Origin of the sequence: Salmonella sp. SJTUF14076, assembly GCF_015534835.1 — a bacterium.
Taxonomy (GTDB): domain Bacteria; phylum Pseudomonadota; class Gammaproteobacteria; order Enterobacterales; family Enterobacteriaceae; genus Salmonella; species Salmonella enterica.
This window is the reverse complement of sequence record NZ_CP064674.1, coordinates 4,703,817-4,721,534: the sequence shown is the minus strand read 5'-3', so window position 1 is coordinate 4,721,534 and position 17,718 is coordinate 4,703,817. Positions and strand designations below refer to the sequence as shown.

General features: G+C 54.3%; 18 protein-coding genes. 10 read left to right on the top strand and 8 right to left on the bottom strand.

Translation table 11 applies throughout. The features are described from left to right. Positions 1–660 precede the first annotated feature (660 nt). From rpmH to HU143_RS22610, 9 genes are all read left to right on the top strand, one after another. Entirely contained in the window at positions 661–801 is a 141-nt protein-coding gene (rpmH, locus tag HU143_RS22650) for a 50S ribosomal protein L34 (protein ID WP_000831330.1), read from the top strand. A 16-nt stretch (positions 802–817) separates the two neighbouring features. Beyond that, entirely contained in the window at positions 818–1,177 is a 360-nt protein-coding gene (gene rnpA / locus HU143_RS22645; protein WP_000239725.1) for a ribonuclease P protein component, read from the top strand. After that, the gene (gene yidD / locus HU143_RS22640) at positions 1,141–1,398 is read left to right on the top strand and encodes a membrane protein insertion efficiency factor YidD (RefSeq protein WP_001307474.1); all 258 of its coding nucleotides are present in this window, start codon (positions 1,141–1,143) and stop codon (positions 1,396–1,398) included. Before rnpA ends, yidD begins: the two co-directional genes overlap by 37 nt. Positions 1,399–1,400: 2 nt before the next feature. Continuing rightward, a complete protein-coding gene (gene yidC / locus HU143_RS22635) occupies positions 1,401–3,047 on the top strand; it encodes a membrane protein insertase YidC (RefSeq protein WP_000378283.1) in 1,647 nt (548 codons plus the stop codon). A 141-nt stretch (positions 3,048–3,188) separates the two neighbouring features. Beyond that, positions 3,189–4,553 (top strand): tRNA uridine-5-carboxymethylaminomethyl(34) synthesis GTPase MnmE, encoded by a 1,365-nt coding sequence (gene mnmE / locus HU143_RS22630; protein ID WP_000019081.1) that lies wholly within the window; start codon positions 3,189–3,191, stop codon positions 4,551–4,553. Between the two features lie 182 nt (positions 4,554–4,735). Beyond that, the gene (locus HU143_RS22625) at positions 4,736–5,923 is read left to right on the top strand and encodes an MFS transporter (RefSeq protein WP_023227710.1); all 1,188 of its coding nucleotides are present in this window, start codon (positions 4,736–4,738) and stop codon (positions 5,921–5,923) included. Beyond that, positions 5,892–6,851, top strand: a complete 960-nt coding sequence (gene yidZ / locus HU143_RS22620; RefSeq protein ID WP_000749370.1) for an HTH-type transcriptional regulator YidZ — start codon at positions 5,892–5,894, stop codon at positions 6,849–6,851. The genes HU143_RS22625 and yidZ overlap by 32 nt, the downstream gene beginning before the upstream one ends. 157 nt (positions 6,852–7,008) lie before the next feature. Continuing rightward, complete coding sequence (locus HU143_RS22615) at positions 7,009–7,764, top strand: 4'-phosphopantetheinyl transferase family protein (protein ID WP_000190678.1); 756 nt, start codon at positions 7,009–7,011, stop codon at positions 7,762–7,764. Further along, positions 7,764–8,348 (top strand): NADPH-dependent FMN reductase, encoded by a 585-nt coding sequence (locus HU143_RS22610; RefSeq protein WP_001575173.1) that lies wholly within the window; start codon positions 7,764–7,766, stop codon positions 8,346–8,348. The genes HU143_RS22615 and HU143_RS22610 overlap by 1 nt, the downstream gene beginning before the upstream one ends. A gap of 44 nt (positions 8,349–8,392) precedes the next feature. Here HU143_RS22610 and adeP read toward each other — a convergent pair whose 3' ends face one another. After that, positions 8,393–9,730 carry an adenine permease AdeP gene (gene adeP, locus HU143_RS22605; protein WP_001583487.1) on the bottom strand — a complete coding sequence of 446 codons (1,338 nt, stop codon included), beginning with the start codon at positions 9,728–9,730 and terminating at the stop codon, positions 8,393–8,395. 168 nt (positions 9,731–9,898) lie between these two features. Between adeP and yieH the strand changes: the two genes are divergently transcribed. Beyond that, positions 9,899–10,564, top strand: a complete 666-nt coding sequence (gene yieH / locus HU143_RS22600; protein WP_000078081.1) for a 6-phosphogluconate phosphatase — start codon at positions 9,899–9,901, stop codon at positions 10,562–10,564. A gap of 94 nt (positions 10,565–10,658) precedes the next feature. Here the strand turns inward: yieH and phoU are convergent, their stop codons facing one another. The 7 genes from phoU to HU143_RS22565 all read right to left on the bottom strand — a co-directional run bounded on the left by phoU (position 10,659) and on the right by HU143_RS22565 (position 17,690). Then, entirely contained in the window at positions 10,659–11,384 is a 726-nt protein-coding gene (gene phoU, locus HU143_RS22595; RefSeq protein WP_000377800.1) for a phosphate signaling complex protein PhoU, read from the bottom strand. A 14-nt stretch (positions 11,385–11,398) separates the two neighbouring features. Then, the gene (gene pstB / locus HU143_RS22590; RefSeq protein WP_000063118.1) at positions 11,399–12,172 is read right to left on the bottom strand and encodes a phosphate ABC transporter ATP-binding protein PstB; all 774 of its coding nucleotides are present in this window, start codon (positions 12,170–12,172) and stop codon (positions 11,399–11,401) included. Between the two features lie 86 nt (positions 12,173–12,258). Then, entirely contained in the window at positions 12,259–13,149 is an 891-nt protein-coding gene (pstA, locus tag HU143_RS22585) for a phosphate ABC transporter permease PstA (RefSeq protein ID WP_000212199.1), read from the bottom strand. Further along, entirely contained in the window at positions 13,149–14,108 is a 960-nt protein-coding gene (gene pstC, locus HU143_RS22580) for a phosphate ABC transporter permease PstC (RefSeq protein WP_000741630.1), read from the bottom strand. Before pstC ends, pstA begins: the two co-directional genes overlap by 1 nt. A 135-nt stretch (positions 14,109–14,243) precedes the next feature. Then, positions 14,244–15,284, bottom strand: coding sequence for a phosphate ABC transporter substrate-binding protein PstS (pstS, locus tag HU143_RS22575; protein ID WP_000867131.1), 1,041 nt, complete (start codon positions 15,282–15,284; stop codon positions 14,244–14,246). A gap of 165 nt (positions 15,285–15,449) precedes the next feature. Next, positions 15,450–16,823, bottom strand: coding sequence for a fructose-specific PTS transporter subunit EIIC (locus HU143_RS22570; RefSeq protein ID WP_023227711.1), 1,374 nt, complete (start codon positions 16,821–16,823; stop codon positions 15,450–15,452). Between the two features lie 48 nt (positions 16,824–16,871). After that, positions 16,872–17,690, bottom strand: coding sequence for a shikimate 5-dehydrogenase (locus HU143_RS22565; protein WP_000166716.1), 819 nt, complete (start codon positions 17,688–17,690; stop codon positions 16,872–16,874). Positions 17,691–17,718 lie beyond the last annotated feature (28 nt).

The window sequence follows — 17,718 nt, the reverse complement described above, 5'->3', positions numbered from 1 at the left end:
GGCGGACTCCACTCGAACAAAAGTCGATAAATGACAAAGGCTGATACATTAATGATTGTTGGCGCACGTCGATAAGACCCTGCATGAAGGGTGACGCACGAACCGCTGTCTGCGGTTTTCACGGATCTTTCAAACGATCGCGACTTCACGCAGTCTGAAAGATTTCGTGTTCATGCCTGACCAGGATCGTTTGAAACGATCAGGACCGCGGATCATAGCCTAAACTGAGCAAGAGATCTTCTGTTTCTCACAGATTCTTCCCTATTTATCCACAGGACTTTCCAGGAAAGGATAAGTGTAATCGATCCTGGGGAACTCCTGTACGCTTTCGCGCGCATATTGAAAAAATTAATAGGTAAAGGTGAGCAGACGCCTAAAAGATCGCATAAAGATCCAGGGCGATCCTTGCGCTTTACCTGGCAGTCCGTATAATTCTCCACCCGTCGCGCAATGCCCGTCATATGGCGTCAACGCTGCTTATTTTCCGCACAAAAAGGCGTGGAAAATCGCGGGAAAATAAGGAAAGAGAATTGACTCCGGAGTGTACAATTATTACAATCCGGCCTCTTTAATCACCCACACTGTGGCGTAAGTCGTTCAAAGTTTGTTCGGGTATACGCAAAAGTCAGTGAATTTATTCAAGTTTAGGTAGAAATCGCCATGAAACGCACTTTTCAACCGTCTGTACTGAAGCGCAACCGTTCTCACGGCTTCCGTGCTCGTATGGCTACTAAAAATGGTCGTCAGGTTCTGGCACGTCGTCGTGCTAAAGGCCGCGCTCGTCTGACCGTTTCCAAGTAATAAAGCTAACCCCTGAGTGGTTAAGCTCGCATTTCCCAGGGAGTTACGTTTGTTAACTCCCGCTCATTTCACATTCGTCTTCCAGCAACCTCAACGGGCTGGCACGCCGCAAATCACCATCCTCGGCCGCCTGAATTCGCTGGGGCATCCCCGTATCGGTCTTACCGTCGCCAAGAAAAATGTTCGACGTGCGCATGAACGCAACCGGATTAAACGTCTGACGCGTGAAAGCTTCCGTCTGCGCCAGCATGAACTTCCTGCAATGGATTTCGTGGTGGTGGCGAAAAAAGGGGTTGCCGACCTCGATAACCGTGCTCTCTCGGAAGCGTTGGAAAAATTATGGCGCCGCCACTGTCGCCTGGCTCGCGGGTCCTGATAGCCCTTATTCGGGTCTATCAACGCCTGATCAGTCCGCTGCTTGGGCCGCATTGTCGTTTCACGCCAACGTGCTCAAGCTACGGAATTGAGGCATTGCGCAGGTTTGGAGTGATAAAAGGCAGTTGGTTGACGGTGAAACGCGTATTAAAATGCCACCCTTTACACCCTGGTGGTGACGATCCCGTCCCGCCCGGACCATTTGATACCAGAGAACACTAACGATGGATTCGCAACGCAATCTTTTAGTCATCGCTTTGCTGTTCGTGTCTTTCATGATCTGGCAAGCCTGGGAGCAGGATAAAAATCCGCAACCTCAGACTCAACAGACCACGCAGACAACGACCACCGCAGCGGGTAGCGCCGCCGACCAGGGCGTACCAGCCAGTGGCCAGGGGAAAATGATTACGGTGAAAACCGATGTGCTTGATTTGACTATCAACACCCGTGGTGGTGATGTCGAGCAGGCTTTGCTCCCGGCTTACCCGAAAGAACTGGGTTCCAACGAACCGTTCCAGCTGCTGGAAACCACCCCGCAGTTTATCTATCAGGCGCAAAGCGGCCTGACAGGCCGCGACGGCCCGGATAACCCGGCGAACGGCCCGCGTCCGCTGTACAACGTCGAGAAAGAGGCGTTTGTACTGGCCGACGGTCAGAACGAACTGCAGGTTCCGATGACTTATACTGACGCCGCAGGCAACACGTTTACCAAAACGTTTGTCTTTAAGCGTGGCGATTATGCGGTTAACGTGAACTATAGCGTGCAGAACACCGGCGAAAAACCGCTGGAAGTCTCCACCTTTGGTCAGTTAAAACAATCCGTCAACCTGCCTCCTCATCGCGACACCGGCAGCAGCAACTTTGCGCTGCATACGTTCCGCGGCGCAGCGTACTCCACGCCGGATGAGAAGTATGAGAAATACAAATTCGACACTATTGCCGATAACGAAAACCTCAACGTCAGCTCCAAAGGCGGTTGGGTGGCAATGTTGCAGCAGTATTTCGCTACCGCATGGATTCCGCGTAACGACGGCACCAACAATTTCTACACCGCTAATCTGGGTAACGGCATTGTCGCTATCGGCTATAAAGCGCAGCCGGTACTGGTACAGCCAGGCCAGACTGGCGCGATGACCAGCACCCTGTGGGTCGGCCCGGAAATTCAGGATAAAATGGCGGCTGTTGCACCGCACCTGGATTTGACCGTGGACTACGGCTGGTTGTGGTTCATCTCTCAGCCGCTGTTCAAGTTGCTGAAGTGGATCCACAGCTTTGTGGGCAACTGGGGCTTCTCCATTATCATCATTACCTTTATCGTTCGCGGTATCATGTACCCGCTGACCAAAGCGCAGTACACGTCAATGGCGAAGATGCGTATGCTGCAGCCGAAAATTCAGGCGATGCGCGAACGTCTTGGCGATGATAAACAGCGCCAAAGCCAGGAGATGATGGCCCTGTATAAAGCGGAGAAGGTTAACCCGCTGGGCGGCTGCTTCCCGCTGATCATCCAGATGCCTATCTTCCTGGCGTTGTACTACATGCTGATGGGTTCCATTGAACTGCGTCATGCGCCGTTCGCGCTGTGGATTCATGACCTGTCTGCACAGGACCCGTACTACATTCTGCCGATCCTGATGGGCGTAACGATGTTCTTCATTCAGAAGATGTCGCCGACCACCGTGACCGACCCGATGCAGCAGAAGATCATGACCTTTATGCCGGTCATCTTTACGGTGTTCTTCCTGTGGTTCCCGTCAGGTCTGGTGCTGTACTATATCGTCAGCAACCTGGTCACCATCATTCAGCAGCAGCTGATTTACCGTGGTCTGGAGAAGCGTGGCCTGCATAGCCGCGAGAAGAAAAAATCCTGATTCGGTGTAGGCCGGATAAGGCGAAGCCGCCATCCGGCAAGGCGCGCCGGTCAGCCTGATGGCGCTAACGCTTATCAGGCCTACAATCAAAAGGCGGTCATATGACCGCCTTTTTTTATTGCAACAAAGTTGAGACTAACCATGAGCCATAACGACACTATCGTCGCCCAGGCAACCCCACCGGGACGCGGTGGCGTGGGTATCCTGCGTATTTCCGGTCTGAAGGCGCGCGACGTTGCGCAAGAGGTGCTGGGCAAGCTGCCGAAGCCGCGCTATGCCGACTACCTGCCGTTTAAAGATGTTGACGGCAGCGCGCTGGATCAGGGTATTGCGCTGTGGTTCCCCGGCCCGAACTCCTTCACCGGTGAAGATGTGCTGGAGCTACAAGGGCACGGCGGTCCGGTGATTCTGGACCTGCTGTTAAAACGTATCCTGACGCTTCCAGGCGTGCGAATTGCCCGACCGGGCGAGTTCTCCGAGCGAGCGTTCCTCAACGATAAGCTCGATTTAGCCCAGGCGGAAGCCATTGCCGACCTGATCGATGCCAGTTCCGAACAGGCGGCGCGTTCGGCGCTAAACTCGTTACAGGGGGCATTTTCCGCCCGCGTTAACCACCTTGTGGAAGCACTTACTCACCTGCGAATCTACGTCGAAGCGGCTATTGATTTTCCGGATGAGGAGATCGACTTTCTCTCTGACGGCAAAATCGAAGCGCAGCTCAATGGCGTCATCGCCGATCTTGACGCCGTGCGCACCGAAGCGCGCCAGGGCAGCCTGCTGCGCGAAGGGATGAAGGTAGTGATTGCCGGACGCCCGAATGCCGGGAAATCAAGCCTGCTGAATGCGCTGGCAGGCCGTGAAGCGGCCATTGTCACCGATATCGCCGGTACCACGCGCGACGTGTTGCGCGAGCATATTCACATCGACGGGATGCCGCTGCATATCATCGATACCGCCGGACTACGCGACGCCAGCGACGAAGTTGAGCGTATCGGCATCGAACGCGCCTGGCAGGAGATTGAACAGGCCGATCGCGTGCTATTTATGGTGGATGGCACCACGACGGACGCCGTGGACCCTGCCGACATCTGGCCGGACTTTATCGCCCGTCTGCCCAAAAATCTACCGATTACCGTGGTACGTAACAAGGCGGATATCACTGGCGAAACGCTGGGTATTAGTGAAGTAAATGGTCACTCACTGGTTCGCCTCTCGGCGCGTACCGGCGAAGGCGTCGACGTGTTGCGTAACCACCTCAAGCAAAGCATGGGGTTTGATACCAATATGGAAGGCGGCTTCCTGGCCCGTCGCCGTCACCTACAGGCGCTGGCGGAAGCCGCTGAACACCTTGAGCAGGGCAAAGCGCAGCTATTAGGCGCATGGGCGGGGGAACTGCTGGCGGAAGAGTTGCGCCTGGCGCAGCAAAGCTTAAGCGAGATTACCGGCGAGTTTACCTCCGACGACCTGCTGGGACGGATTTTCTCCAGCTTCTGTATTGGTAAATAACGTTGTGTTGCCCGGTGGCGCGATGCTTACCGGGCCTACAAAACCCGTAAGCCGGATAAGGCGTTTACGCCGCCATCCGGCAGCAATGATTTCCCATGCGGAAATCACTGTTGTCCAAATGGCAACTCGTCTCGCGCAACGTCGCCCCGTATTCTTAGCGCCACACTTTTCGTGAGGCCGCTATGAAACGTTTTCTACTGTGTAGTTTTGCCCTGGTTTTACTCTATCCTGCCGGTATTGATATGTATCTGGTCGGTTTACCGCGTATAGCCGCCGATCTGAACGCCAGCGAGGCGCAGTTGCATATCGCCTTCTCCGTTTACCTGGCCGGAATGGCGACGGCCATGCTGTTTGCCGGGAAGATAGCCGACCAGTCAGGCCGCAAGCCGGTCGCGATCGTCGGCGCGATCGTCTTTATGATGGCCTCACTGCTTTGTTCACGGGCGTCGGAAGGCTCGCTATTTCTGAGTGGGCGTTTTCTTCAGGGGGTAGGAGCAGGCGGCTGCTATGTGGTGGCGTTCGCCATTCTGCGCGACACACTCGACGAGCATCGCCGGGCGAAAGTGCTGTCATTATTGAATGGGATTACCTGTATTGTGCCGGTACTCGCCCCGGTGATGGGGCATTTGATTATGCTGCGTTTCCCCTGGCAAAGTCTGTTCTATACGATGTCCGCGATGGGCATTATTGTGGGCCTGTTATCACTGTTTATCCTGCGCGAGACGCGCCCGGCAAGGCTGGCTCCACGCGATTTATCACGATCGTCGCCCGCCGCCGAGTCGCTGGTTAACCGTTTTTTCGTTAGTCGACTGGCGATCACCACCCTTAGCGTGTCGGTGATCCTGACCTTCGTCAATGCCTCTCCAGTGCTGCTGATGGAGGTGATGGGATTTAGCCGTGGCGACTATGCCATTACCATGGCGCTCACCGCAGGCGTCAGCATGGTCGTCTCTTTTTCTACCCCTTTTGCGCTTGGGTTATTTAAGCCGCGAACCTTAATGCTCGTCTCACAGGGGCTGTTTTTGACGGCTGGCGTGACGTTAAGCCTTGCTCATACCAATACCGTCACGCTCTTTGGCCTGACGCTTATCTGCGCCGGATTCTCGGTTGGTTTTGGCGTCGCGATGAGCCAGGCGCTGGGGCCGTTTTCGCTGCGCGCCGGAGTGGCCAGTTCCACGCTGGGTATCGCGCAGGTTTGCGGTTCATCACTGTGGATTTGGCTGGCGGCAATACTCGGTATCAGCGCGATCAATATGCTGATCGGGATTCTGATTGGTTGTAGCATAGTGAGTATTCTGCTGATCTTCTCCGTCGCGCCCAACAGGTCCGTAGCCGAGCATGAAGAAATCCCTTACCAGTCTCGATCTTAATCTGCTGTTATGCCTACAGTTACTCATGCAGGAGCGCAGCGTCACTAAAGCTGCAAAACGGATGAACGTAACGCCCTCTGCGGTCAGCAAATCGCTGGCGAAACTCCGGGCATGGTTTGACGATCCGCTGTTCGTCAATACGCCGCTGGGCCTGGCGCCGACGCCGCTGATGGTCAGTATGGAGCAAAGTCTGGCGGACTGGATGCAGATGGGGAATCAACTGCTTGATAAGCCTCATCATCAAACGCCACGCGGTTTAAAATTTGAGTTGGCGGCAGAGTCGCCGCTGATGATGATTATGTTTAATTCACTGTCGCAGCAGATTTATCAGCGCTATCCGCAGGCTACCATTAAGGTTCGCAACTGGGATTATGACTCGCTGGAGGCGATTACGCGCGGGGAAGTCGATATCGGATTTACCGGACGCGAAAGCCATCCCCGCTCGCGAGAATTGCTCAGTCTGTTGCCGCTCGCGATTGATTTTGAGGTACTGTTTAGCGATTTACCGTGGGTCTGGCTGCGGGAAGATCATCCGGCGCTGCGCGAAGCGTGGGATCTGGACACTTTTCTGCGCTACCCGCATATCAGTATTTGCTGGGAGCAAAGTGATACCTGGGCGCTGGATGATGTCCTGCAAGAAATGGGACGCAAACGCCATATCGCGTTGAGCCTGCCGGGGTTCGAGCAGTCGCTCTTTATGGCCGCCCAGCCGGATCACACCCTGATAGCAACCGCGCCGCGCTATTGCCAGCACTACAATCAGCTCCACCAGCTACCGTTAGTGGCGCGCCCCCTGCCTTTTGATGCGCAACAGCGGGAAAAGCTGATGGTGCCGTTTACCCTATTATGGCACAAACGTAATAGTCATAATCCCAAGATTGTGTGGCTACGACAGGCTATCAACACGCTCTGCCGTCGCCTTATCTGACCACCTGCGTTGATAAATTAACCTTACCCTTACCAGAAATGTCACCGTCTGATTAAAGAACCTTCTGAAATTGAATTTTTAGCGCGTAAAACCTGTCCATAATTTACGTTAATGTTACTCTCGTCATTATCACGGCCCATTAATCACGGAGCGAAAAATGGCGACTCACTTTGCCAGAGGGATACTTACGGAGGGACAGTTGGTTTCAATTCGTCTCTCTTCGTCTTGCCATATTGAAGCCAGAAACCTGCCTGCTCACCGACGAACGCGTTTTCTCGCCTCCAGAGGCCTTCTTGCCGAACTGATGTTTATGCTGTACGGAATTAGCGAGCTGCCGGAAATCATTATTCAGGCGAAAGGTAAACCCGCGTTTCGTGACAAAAATCTGCCAGGTTTTTCTATCTCCTACGCCGGAAATATGGTTGGCGTGGCGTTGACCACCGAAGGAGAGTGCGGGCTGGATATGGAATTACAGCGCACCTCCCGCGGCTTTCACCATCCGCATTCGCTCGAACGCCACCCTTTCTCCCGTAATGAAAACTTATGGGTAGCCAATCAAAACGATCCCAACGAAGCGCGAGCGCAACTCATTACATTGCGCCAGAGCGTGTTAAAACTCACCGGCGATGTCATGAATGACGATCCGCGGGAGCTGCAACTTTTACCCGTGGCCGGACGCCTGAAGTGCGCGCATGTCACGCAGCTTGAAGCCGTGTGCGATGCGGAAGATGTGCTGGTATGGTCCGTAACCGTTACGCCAGCGATAGAAAAATTAAAAGTGTGGGAGTTTGATGGCAAACTGGGCTGGAAAAGCCTGCCCGATATCCAGACGCGCGCCAATGAGCCAACCGGGCGTCTGATGCGATTCGCCCAACTCCCCGCCGCCAAATCGTATACGCTTAATCGTTCATAATGAAAAAAGGGGCACGTATGTCTGAAACGCTGAATGTGGTTACACTGCTGGGAAGTTTACGCAAAGGTTCCTTTAACGGGATGGTGGCGCGTACGCTGCCTAAAGTCGCGCCGGCAGGAATGACGGTATCGCCGCTGCCTTCGATCGGGGATATTCCGCTGTATGACGCCGATATCCAGCAGGAAGAGGGATTTCCAGCCAGCGTAGAGGCGCTGGCGGAGCAGATTCGCAACGCCGACGGCGTCGTCATTGTGACGCCGGAATATAACTATTCCGTTCCCGGCGGCCTGAAGAATGCCATCGACTGGCTATCCCGTCTGCCTGAGCAGCCGCTGGCGGGTAAGCCCGTTCTTATCCAGACCAGTTCAATGGGGGCGATTGGCGGCGCGCGCTGCCAGTATCATCTGCGCCAGATTCTGGTGTTCCTTGATGCGATGGTGATGAATAAACCGGAATTTATGGGCGGCGTGATTCAGAATAAAGTCGATCCGCAGACTGGAGAAGTGGTGGATCAGGGAACGTTAGATCATTTGACCGGTCAGTTGACCGCATTTGGCGAGTATATTCAGCGCGTTAAAGCGTAAGTTCGTTAAAAACCCTCACCCCGATGGGGCGAGGGTTCATTTCATCAGTGTGCGTCAATAAACACAATCTTCAGCACGAATAACAGCGCGACAATCACTACGCACGGGCTAAGGTCGCGCAGGCGACCGGTACCGATTTTCATCACGCAGTAAGAGATAAAGCCCAGCGCGATACCTTCGGTGATCGAGAAGCTAAACGGCATCATTACCGCCGTAATAAACGCCGGGACCGATTCGGTTAAATCCTGCCAGTTTACCCGCGCCAGGCTGGAGGTCATCAGCACGCCGACGTAAATCAACGCGCCCGCCGCCGCGTAAGGCGGCACCATGCCCGCCAGCGGCGACAGGAAGATAACCAGCAGGAACAAAATACCGACCACCACCGCCGTCAAACCGGTGCGACCGCCCACCGAAACGCCGGAAGAGGACTCAATATAAGCGGTCACAGAAGACGTTCCGACAAATGCGCCAGTGACAGAAGAGATACTATCAACAAACAGCGCCTGCTTCATGCGCGGGAATTTGCCTTTCTCATCCGCCAGGCCGGCTTTATCGGTCACGCCAATCAGCGTACCGGAGGAGTCAAACAGGTTTACCAGCATGAAGGAGAAAATAACCCCCGCCAGGCCAAGATTGAACGAGCCTGCCAAATCGACATGCCCTACCACGCTGGTGACGCTTGGCGGCGCGGAGACAATGCCGTTGTAGTGTACATCGCCCATTATCCAGCCAAGCAGCGTCGTGACGATGATGGACACCAGCACCGCCGCGTGAATGTTGCGCGAAGCGAGAATCGCGATAATAAAGAATCCAAGAACCCCCAGCAGCACGCTGTGCGAGGTCAGGTTGCCGATGCTGACCAGCGTTTCCGGGTTAGCGACGATCACGCCGGCGTTTTTCAGCCCCATCATGCCGATAAACAGGCCGATGCCGCTGGTGATGCCCACGCGCAGGCTGACCGGAATGTTGGCGATCATCCAGTAACGCACGCGGAAGATAGTCAGCAATAAAAGACCAACAGCGCCCCAGAAAATGGCGCCCATGCCTACCTGCCACGGCAGCCCCATTGCCTGCACAACTACGAAGGCAAAGAACGCATTCAACCCCATCGCGGGCGCCAGCGCCACTGGCAGGTTAGCGAACAGGCCCATCAGAATACTGCCAAAGGCCGCAATCAGACAGGTGGTCACAAAGACGGCGCTGGTGTCCATGCCAGCTACGCCCAGAATTTGCGGGTTAACAAAAACGATATAAACCATCGTCAGGAAAGTGGTAAAACCGGCGATCACTTCGGTTCGTGCCGTCGTGCCATGTTCGCGCAGTTTAAACACGCGTTCCAGCATACCCTGACCAGAAGCCTGGGTGGTGTGTTGTTGACTCATTATCAATTTCCGGAGAAAGGAGGGAAAATTCGCCGTTATCCTATACCAAAATGCGACACCTGGCGCAGTTGTGTGGTAATTTTTTTCACTCAATTTGTTAGTACGGCAACGATTGCGTCCCCTCATTCAGCATTACGTAAACGTTAAACTTGTTAAAATGGAAATGACATGTCCCAAATCGAAGCGGTGTTTTTTGACTGTGACGGCACGCTGGTCGACAGTGAAGTAATTTGCTCGCGCGCCTATGTCACTATGTTCCGGCAGTTCGGCATTACGCTTGAGCTCACGGAAGTATTCAGACGCTTTAAAGGCGTAAAGCTCTACGAAATTATCGATACCATCAGTAAAGAGCATGGCGTTGCGCTGGCAAAGGCGGAGCTGGAGCCGGTGTACCGCGCGGAAGTGGCGCGCCTGTTCGATACCGAACTGGAAGCGATTGCGGGCGCAAATACCCTGCTGGAGAGCATTAAGACGCCCATGTGCGTGGTATCCAACGGGCCGGTCAGTAAGATGCAGCATTCGCTGGGTAAACTGGGCATGTTGCATCATTTTCCCGATTTGCTGTTTAGCGGTTACGATATTCAACGCTGGAAGCCCGATCCGGCGCTGATGCTCCATGCGGCGAACGCCATGAAGGTCAATGTTGAGAAGTGTATTCTGGTGGATGATTCCAGCGCAGGCGCGCAGTCAGGAATTGCGGCGGGAATGGAAGTGTTTTATTTCTGCGCCGATCCGCATAACAAGCCGATCGATCACCCTAACGTGACGACTTTTACCGATTTGGCGCAGTTGCCGGGATTGTGGAAAGCGCGCGGGTGGGAGATTACGCGTTAACTGAAATGCCGGATGGCGCTGACGCTTATCCGGCCTACAGCATCTGTACCTGTAGGCCCGGTAAGCGCAGCGCCACCGGGCAAAAGAATGAGATTTACTCTTTCGGATCTTTCCCCGCCAGCAGTTTATCCAGCTCATCGCCGCCGACGTGACGGAAATCCTGCCCCTTCACGAAGTAGAAGATGTATTCACAGATATTCTGGCAACGGTCACCGATACGCTCGATAGAACGGGCGCAGAACAGCGCGGTCAGCACGCTGGGAATGGTGCGCGAGTCTTCCATCATGTAGGTCATCAGCTGACGCACGATGCCTTCATATTCCTGGTCAACTTTCTTATCTTCACGGTAGATACGCACCGCTTCATCGAGATCCATGCGCGCGAACGCATCCAGCACGTCGTGCAGCATCTGCACGGTGTGGCGGCCCAGCGATTCCAGACTCACCAGCAGCGGCTGGTGCTGCTGGGAGAATTTCTCCAGCGCGGTGCGGCAGATTTTATCCGCCACGTCGCCAATGCGCTCCAGTTCGGCGATGGTTTTGATAATCGCCATTACCAGACGCAGATCGCTCGCCGTCGGCTGGCGCTTGGCGATAATACGCACACAGGCTTCATCGATGGCGACTTCCATCATATTAACCTGATGATCGCCTTCTACCACGCGCTTCGCCAGCTCGCTGTCCTGGTTGTGCATGGCGGTGATAGCGTCAGAAAGCTGCTGCTCCACCATGCCGCCCATGGTCATTACCTGAGTGCGGATGCTTTCCAGTTCGGCATTGAACTGGCCGGAAATATGTTTATTAAGGTTCAGACTGTCCATTACGCACTCCTGAATTAACCGTAACGACCGGTGATATAGTCTTCTGTTTGTTTCTTCGCGGGCTTGGTGAACAGATCGTCCGTGTTGCTGAACTCAATCAACTCGCCCAGGTACATAAACGCCGTATGATCGGAGCAACGTGCCGCCTGCTGCATGTTGTGGGTCACGATCACCACGGTGTAATCCTGTTTCAGCTCGGTGATCAGCTCTTCAATACGCCCGGTAGAGATCGGGTCCAGAGCTGAGCATGGCTCATCCAGCAGCAGCACTTCCGGGCGAATGGCGATACCGCGCGCAATGCACAGGCGCTGCTGCTGACCACCGGAGAGAGAGTACCCGCTCTGGTGCAATTTATCTTTGGTTTCGTTCCATAATGCGGCTTTGGTCAACGCCCACTGCACGCGCTCGTCCATATCGGCACGAGACAGCTTCTCAAACAGACGCACGCCAAAGGCGATATTGTCATAGATGGACATCGGGAACGGCGTCGGCTTCTGGAATACCATCCCCACTTTTGCGCGCAGCAGCGCGATATCCTGGGTGTTGGTGAGAATATTGTCGCCATCCAGCAGAATTTCACCTTCCGCGCGCTGCTCCGGATAAAGCGAATACATTTTATTGAAGGTACGCAGTAGCGTTGATTTACCGCAGCCGGATGGCCCGATAAATGCCGTTACCTGATTCTTCGCGATATCCAGATTAATGTTCTTCAGGGCATGGAATTTGCCGTAGTAGAAGTTCAAATCACGAACCTGAATCTTACTCGGGGCAGTTTCAACCATACTCATTTCACTCTTTTCCTCATCCAGCGCCGCATCCGCCACGCCGTAAAATAATGCCTGATGGCGCTACGTTTATCAGGCCTACAATGTCTTTAACCGTGTTTTTTCTTCGCGAAAACAACACGCGCCAGAATATTCAGCAGCAGTACGCACAGGGTAATAATCAGCACGCCCGCCCAGGCTAATTGTTGCCATTCGGCAAATGGGCTCATCGCGAATTTAAAGATGGTCACCGGCAGGTTGGCGATCGGCTGCATCATGTCGGTGCTCCAGAACTGGTTCGAGAGCGCGGTAAACAACAATGGCGCCGTTTCCCCGGCGATACGGGCAATTGCCAGCAGAATACCGGTCATAATGCCGGAGATAGAGGCTTTCAGCGTAATCGCGGAGATCATCTTCCACTTCGGCGTACCCAGCGCATAAGCGGCTTCACGCAGGCTATCCGGCACCAATTTGAGCATGTTTTCAGTGGTACGGATAACGATCGGTACCTGCAACAGCGCCAGCGCAATCACCCCAGCCCAACCGGAGAAGTGCTGCATCTGCGCCACCACGATGGTGTAAACAAACAGCCCCACAACAATTGACGGCGCGGAAAGCAGAATGTCGTTAATAAAGCGAATGACTTCGGCGAGCCAGGATTTACGGCCATACTCGGCCAGGTAAATACCCGCCATAATCCCCAGCGGCGTACCCAATACGGTAGCCCAGAGAATCAACAATCCACTCCCCGCCAGGGCGTTCGCCAGCCCGCCGCCCGCCGTGTTCGGCGGCGGCGTCATTTCGGTAAACAGCGCCAGCGACATACCATCAATGCCGCGCGTGATGGTGGACATCAAAATCCAGATCAGCCAGAACAGGCCAAATGCCATCGTCGCCATTGAGAGCGTTAGTGCGATACGGTTCTTCATGCGGCGACGCGCCTGCATCTTGCGACGGGATTCCGCGAGCTGCGCGGTGTTCTGCATATCAAGCGTAGCCATTAACGTGCTCCCTCGTTCTTCGCCAGACGCATAATCATGAACTTAGACGCCGCCAGGACGATAAAGGTGATCACAAACAGGATCAGCCCCAGCTCCATCAACGCTGCCACGTGCAGACCCGATTCCGCCTCAGCGAATTCGTTCGCCAGCGCGGAAGTGATGCTGTTGCCCGGCATATACAGCGACGCGCTGTCGAGCTGGTAGGTGTTGCCGATGATAAAAGTGACCGCCATCGTTTCACCCAGAGCACGGCCCAGTCCCAGCATAATGCCGCCGATCACGCCATTTTTGGTGAACGGTAGCACGATGCGCCAGATAACTTCCCAGGTAGTACAGCCGATACCGTAAGCGGACTCTTTCATCATTACCGGCGTTTGCTCGAAGACGTCGCGCATAACCGCCGCAATGTAGGGGATGATCATGATGGCGAGGATGACGCCCGCCGCCAGAATGCCGATACCAAACGCCGGGCCGGAGAACAGCGCGCCGACAAACGGAATGTTGGAAAGAATATTGCCGACCGGCTCCTGGAAGTACGTCGCAAACAGCGGCGCGAAGATAAACAGCCCCCACATGCCGTACACGATACTGGGAATTGCCGCCAGCAGTTCAATAGCGATGCCGAGCGGACGCTTTAGCCAGCCTGGCGCCAGCTCGGTTAAAAACAGGGCAATGCCGAAACTGACCGGAACGGCGATCAGCAGTGCGATAAAGGAGGTCACCAGTGTGCCGTAAATGGGCACCAGCGCGCCGTAGATATCGTTTGGCGCGTCCCATTCCTTAGTCCAAAGAAATGAGAAACCAAATTTCTGAATACTTGGCCAGGAGGAGATGATCAATGAGACGATAATACCGCCCAACATCAATAGCACAATCAGCGCAGCCAGTTTTACCAGCGCGCTGAAAATCATGTCGCCTTTTTTACCCGGCGGGTTAAAAGCAGGCTTGGTTGCAGCCATAAATTACTCTTTCCATTAAACGCATTTTACGACGTTGCCCCTGCCGGATGGCGCTACGCTTATCCGGCCTACAACGTGGGCCTGCGGTCGAAACCGTAGGGCGGATAAGCGTAGCGCCATCCGCCAATTCGTTAATTAATACAGCGCCTTACCGTTGCTGTCTTTTATACTGGTCTTCCAGGCGGTACGAACCTGCTCAACGACGTTATCCGGCAGGCTGGCGTAGTCCAGATCATTCGCCTGCTTAGCGCCATTTTTGTAGGCCCAGTCGAAAAACTTCAACACTTCAGCACCCTGCTCAGGTTTCTTCTGCGCTTTGTGGACCAGGATAAACGTGGTGGAGGTGATTGGCCACACATCGTCACCTTTCTGGTTGGTCAGATCCTGCGCGAAGGTTTTGCTCCAGTCTGCGCCTTTCGCCGCATTAGAGAAGCTCTCTTCCGTCGGGCTTACCGGTTTGCCGTCGGCAGAAACCAGTTTGGTGTAGGCCAGGTTGTTCTGTTTAGCGTAAGCGTATTCAACGTAGCCGATAGCGCCTGGCAGACGCTGTACAAATGCCGCGATGCCGTCGTTACCTTTACCGCCCAGACCGGTTGGCCAGTTCACGGTAGAACCCGCGCCCACTTTCGATTTCCACTCGTCGTTGACTTTCGCCAGGTAACTGGTGAACACGAAGGAGGTACCGGAACCGTCAGCGCGACGCACCACGGCGATATTCTGAGAAGGCAGCTTCACGCCTGGGTTCAGTTTAGTGATGGCTTCATCATCCCACTTTTTGATTTTACCGAGGTAGATGTCACCCAGTGTTTTACCATCCAGCACCAGTTCGCCGGATTTGAGGCCTGGAATATTCACCGCCAGTACCACGCCGCCGATCACCGTCGGGAACTGGAACAGGCCTTCCTGATTCAGTTTTTCGTCAGACAGCGGCGCATCGGAAGCGCCGAAATCAACGGTATTCGCGGTGATTTGTTTCACGCCGCCGGAAGAGCCTATCCCCTGGTAATTGACTTTGTTACCGGTTTCTTTCTGGTAGGTATCCGCCCATTTGGCATACACCGGCGCAGGAAACGTTGCACCGGCACCTGTCAGGCTTGCTGCTGCAAAGGCAGAGAACGCGCTCATCGATAAGGTCGCGGCGACAACAGTTGCGACAGTGGTACGCATAACTTTCATAATGTCTCCTGCACGGTTTCGGTAAATCGTTGTTTGAGTTGCTACGATGAGCAAAATAGGACAAATTGATGACAGTTATATGTCTTGATTGTGACGGTTTGATGACAATGGAAATAAAAAAGCTGGCCCGGGGAGACACCAGACCAGCCTGCAGGGGGAGATGAATTAAACTGTTTGCGCAACCGCAGACGGTTTCAACAGCGCGTACATCAGGCCGCAGACAATCGTGCCAAGGGCAACTGAGAGCAGGTACTGCATCACATGTTCTACCGCATGCGGGATCGCCAGGACAAAGAGGCCGCCGTGCGGCGCCATCAACGTACAACCGAAATACATAGATAGTCCCCCGGCGATTGCGCCACCGACCATCGTGGAAGGGATCACGCGCATCGGGTCACGCGCAGCGAAGGGAATCGCCCCTTCAGAGATAAAGCACAGCCCCAGGATAAAAGATGCATTACCCGCTTCATGCTCAGAGGCAGTGAATTTCGCTCTGGCCGCCCAGGTTGCGACGCCCATCCCTAATGCCGGTACCATCCCTGCCGCCATAATGGCCGCCATCGGCATATAGGAATGAGAAGCCAGTAAACCGACGCCGAAGGTATACGCAGCTTTATTCACCGGCCCACCAAGGTCAAAACCTTGCATTGCGCCCAGCAACATTCCCAGCAAGATAGCATTCGTAGAGGTCATATTCCCCAGGAACGTCGTCAGCCCTTCCATCACCGCAGACACCGGGCCACCCACCACGTAAATCATGATTAGGCCGGTAATCAGCGTAGACAGTAGCGGCAGAACCAGCACAGGCTTAAGCGCTTCCATTGACGCTGGTAGCTTAATATTTTGCGCCAGAAACCGTACGCTGTAACCGGCCAGAAAACCGGCCACAATCCCTCCCAGGAAACCAGCGCCGCACAGGCTGGCCAACATCCCGCCAATAAGCCCCGGGGCCAGACCCGGACGATCGGCAATTGAGAAGGCAATAAACCCAGCCAGTACCGGCACCATCAGCGCAAAGGCCGCCTTACCACCGATTTGAAATAACGCAGCCGCCAGCGTGCCCGGCTCGTTGAAGGCCTGGATACCGAAGACAAAAGAGAGCGCGATACACAATCCTCCCGCCACCACCAAAGGAAGCATATGGGATACGCCGGTCATTAAATGCTTATAAACGCCGGGTAGCTCTGTTTTACCAGCTGAAGAAGAGCGCCCGGCACTCCCCAGATAGACCTCGGCGCTATTGAAAGCATTATCCATTTCCTGCGCACTCTTTTTTAGCGCCGCGCCGGTACTGGTGCGATAGAGTCTTTTGCCAACAAAGCCTGACAGATCCAGTTCAATATCCGCCGCGATAATCACCACATCCGCCTGCGCTATCTCTTCCGCGGTCAGCGTGTTCTTCGCCCCGACGGAACCGCGGGTTTCAACCTTGATCCAGTCACCACGCTTGCGGGCTTCAATTTCCAGCGCTTCTGCCGCCATAAAGGTATGGGCGACGCCCGTCGGACAGGCCGTCACAGCAACAATTTTTTTAGTCATAGTAGGGTACCCTGTTCTTTTAATTTAAAGAAAAAGCGGGAAAAAATGTTACAGGCGTGACCAAGCCGCTGCTTTCTGGAACAGCGCGTCATCCGGGCGAATCCCGGTATAAAGGACAAATTGCTCCACGGCCTGAATAGCAAACACTTCGGAACCGGTAATCACGGTTTTACCGCGTTCACGGGCGTAGCGGATTAGCGGCGTGACGGGCGGTAGCGCCACCACATCAAAGATAACGCTCGCCTTATCCACTTCCTGTTCGGAATAAGAAAGTTTGTCGGCATCATTACCGCCAGCCATTCCGATAGGCGTGGCGTTAATTAACAAATCGGCTTCAATACCGTCGGTATCCGGGCGCCATTCATAGCCATAGAGTTCGGCCAGTTGTTTACCTGACGCTTCATCAATCGCGACAATATAACCACGGGTAAACCCCGCATCCTTCAGCGCGCAGGCCACCGCCTTTGCCATACCACCGCTGCCACGCAAAGCAAACACCAGGTCGGGAGAGACCTTGTAACTCGCCAGCAAGCGAGCTATTGCAATGTAATCGGTGTTGTACGCCTTCAGATGGCCATTGGTATTCACAATGGTATTAACTGAGTGAATGGCCTGAGCGGAAGCATCCAGTTCATCCACCAGCGGAATGCAGGCTTCCTTAAATGGCATAGAGATCGCGCACCCACGGATCCCCAGACCGCGCACGCCGCTAATGGCCTGCGTAAGATCGGTCGGCGAGAAAGCTTTGTAGAGATAATTGAGATCCAGCGCTTCGTACAGATAGTTGTGAAAGCGTGTACCGAAGTTACTTGGGCGTGCCGCCAGGGACATGCAGACCTGAGTATCTTTATTAATGCGCTTTGTCATGATGAATCCTCATAGAAGTTGCGATAAA

Bases quoted from the DNA above. Each gene is read 5' to 3' on its own strand.
- pstS (WP_000867131.1), bottom strand. From the start codon at position 15,284: ATGAAAGTTATGCGTACCACTGTCGCAACTGTTGTCGCCGCGACCTTA.
- yidD (WP_001307474.1), top strand. From the start codon at position 1,141: ATGGCGCCGCCACTGTCGCCTGGCTCGCGGGTCCTGATAGCCCTTATT.
- HU143_RS22625 (WP_023227710.1), top strand. From the start codon at position 4,736: ATGAAACGTTTTCTACTGTGTAGTTTTGCCCTGGTTTTACTCTATCCT.
- adeP (WP_001583487.1), bottom strand. From the start codon at position 9,730: ATGAGTCAACAACACACCACCCAGGCTTCTGGTCAGGGTATGCTGGAA.
- rpmH (WP_000831330.1), top strand. From the start codon at position 661: ATGAAACGCACTTTTCAACCGTCTGTACTGAAGCGCAACCGTTCTCAC.
- pstA (WP_000212199.1), bottom strand. From the start codon at position 13,149: ATGGCTACGCTTGATATGCAGAACACCGCGCAGCTCGCGGAATCCCGT.
- HU143_RS22565 (WP_000166716.1), bottom strand. From the start codon at position 17,690: ATGACAAAGCGCATTAATAAAGATACTCAGGTCTGCATGTCCCTGGCG.
- HU143_RS22615 (WP_000190678.1), top strand. From the start codon at position 7,009: ATGGCGACTCACTTTGCCAGAGGGATACTTACGGAGGGACAGTTGGTT.
- pstC (WP_000741630.1), bottom strand. From the start codon at position 14,108: ATGGCTGCAACCAAGCCTGCTTTTAACCCGCCGGGTAAAAAAGGCGAC.
- HU143_RS22570 (WP_023227711.1), bottom strand. From the start codon at position 16,823: ATGACTAAAAAAATTGTTGCTGTGACGGCCTGTCCGACGGGCGTCGCC.
- pstB (WP_000063118.1), bottom strand. From the start codon at position 12,172: ATGAGTATGGTTGAAACTGCCCCGAGTAAGATTCAGGTTCGTGATTTG.
- mnmE (WP_000019081.1), top strand. From the start codon at position 3,189: ATGAGCCATAACGACACTATCGTCGCCCAGGCAACCCCACCGGGACGC.
- yidC (WP_000378283.1), top strand. From the start codon at position 1,401: ATGGATTCGCAACGCAATCTTTTAGTCATCGCTTTGCTGTTCGTGTCT.
- HU143_RS22610 (WP_001575173.1), top strand. From the start codon at position 7,764: ATGAAAAAAGGGGCACGTATGTCTGAAACGCTGAATGTGGTTACACTG.
- phoU (WP_000377800.1), bottom strand. From the start codon at position 11,384: ATGGACAGTCTGAACCTTAATAAACATATTTCCGGCCAGTTCAATGCC.
- yieH (WP_000078081.1), top strand. From the start codon at position 9,899: ATGTCCCAAATCGAAGCGGTGTTTTTTGACTGTGACGGCACGCTGGTC.
- yidZ (WP_000749370.1), top strand. From the start codon at position 5,892: ATGAAGAAATCCCTTACCAGTCTCGATCTTAATCTGCTGTTATGCCTA.